A 1628-nucleotide genomic window follows, 5' to 3' on the forward strand; every position below is an offset into this window, starting at 1 on the left:
GTGGTGCGCGCCGCCACGGCTCCGGCCAGATGCGCGGCCATACCGGCGGCACAGATAAAGACCTGCGCACCGGCGGCTTCGTGTTCGCTTATGAGTTTTTCCGTGCGTTCAGGGGTGCGGTGGGCGGAGCTGACCGTGATAACGCAGCTTATGCCCAGGCTTTTCAGCACTTCAACACAGGGGCTGACCTTGTCTTCATCAGACTGGGAACCCATCAATATTACCACTTGAGCCATGATCTGTCCTCTCCTTGCTGCCCCGCACCGGACAAGCGCCCACGGCGTTTTCGCGCGACCCTGTTTGTTTTCGCATGGCTGCGCGCAACGCCGGACACGTTGCCCGGTGTGCAAAGCCGTTTTCCGCCGCTGGAGCGTGGTAGTGTTGAGAGCATGCACTCTCAAGGTTTCAAAACGTTCATCACGGCGCGCAGCCGCGCGGACAAACAGCACTGCCGTCTTCAGCCAAAGCCCGCAGGACAGCGCTGAAGAGCGTTTATGCCCTGGCGACTTCACGGCTTTAGAGCATTTCACGTTAAAAGCGCTCTGGCGACTGCGTGAGCAGACGCCCGCCGCAAAGGCGTGGAGCAGTGTTTGCGACCTTACCCGCCGAAGCAAGCTTTGAGGATGTCCGTCCTCAAACCTGCTCTGCCTTAAAAAAGCTACTCTGCCTTAAGACGGTTGATGCCCTTCTGCCCGATGTCTGTGCGGTAAAAGGCGTCGGTCATGCGCACTTTTTCCACAGCGGCATAGGCGGCTTTTTTCGCGTCCGCAAGGTCGTCCCCCAGGGCCGTGACGCAAAGTACGCGCCCGCCGCTGGACACCAGCACGTTATCCTTCAGGGTCGTGCCGCTGTGGAAAACCTTGACGCCGGGCAGACTGTCGGCCTCGTCAATATCCTTGATGGCAAGTCCCTTGGAATACGCGCCCGGATAGCCCTTGGCCGTCATAACCACGCCGAGGGCCGTTTTATCGCTCTGCCCGATGCTTGCAGGGTCGAGCCTGCCTTCCACGCAGTCGAGCATGATGCGGGGCAGGTCGCCCTCAAGGCGCATGAGCATGGGCTGACACTCCGGGTCACCGAAGCGCACATTGTATTCCAGCACTTTGGGTCCGTCCGCGGTCATCATAAGCCCGGCATAAAGCACGCCCACAAAGGGGTGACCGTCTTTGGCAAGCTCACGCAGAATGGGCCGCACGGTGAGGTCGGCCATTTCTTCAAGCATGTGGTCGGGCAGGATGGGGGCCGGGCTGTATGCGCCCATGCCGCCGGTATTGGGGCCTTCGTCATTGTCGAAAACACGCTTGTGGTCCTGGGCCGAAGGCAGGGGAACGGCACGTTCGCCATCGCACAGGCAGAGAAAAGAAGCCTCTTCGCCCACAAGGCATTCCTCAAGCACCACAAGATCACCGGCAGCGCCAAAGGCGCGGGCGCTCATGATGTCATTGACGGCCTGCAGGGCCTCCTGGGAGTCGGCTGCCATGATGACGCCCTTGCCCGCGGCCAGGCCGTCGGCCTTGACCACCAGGGGACCGCCCACCTTTACCACATGGTTTCTCGCCATCTCCACATCACTGAACACGGCGCTCTGCGCAGTGGGAACCTTGGCGCGAGCCATGATTTCCTTGGCA

The 1628-nt window shown here is 60.8% G+C and carries 2 protein-coding genes; both read right to left on the bottom strand.

Features of this window, described 5'->3' with window-relative positions:
- Positions 1 to 236: AIR carboxylase family protein (locus V6C07_RS08855; RefSeq protein WP_333536040.1), on the bottom strand; the 236-nt coding region annotated here is incomplete at its 3' end.
- 422 nt (positions 237 to 658) lie between these two features.
- Positions 659 to 1628 (bottom strand): phosphoribosylamine--glycine ligase (gene purD / locus V6C07_RS08860; protein ID WP_333536041.1); only part of this gene is annotated, 970 nt, incomplete at its 5' end.

The sequence above is a fragment of the Desulfovibrio sp. 1214_IL3152 genome (assembly GCF_036763055.1).
In the GTDB taxonomy this organism is placed as follows: Bacteria; Desulfobacterota; Desulfovibrionia; order Desulfovibrionales; family Desulfovibrionaceae; genus Desulfovibrio.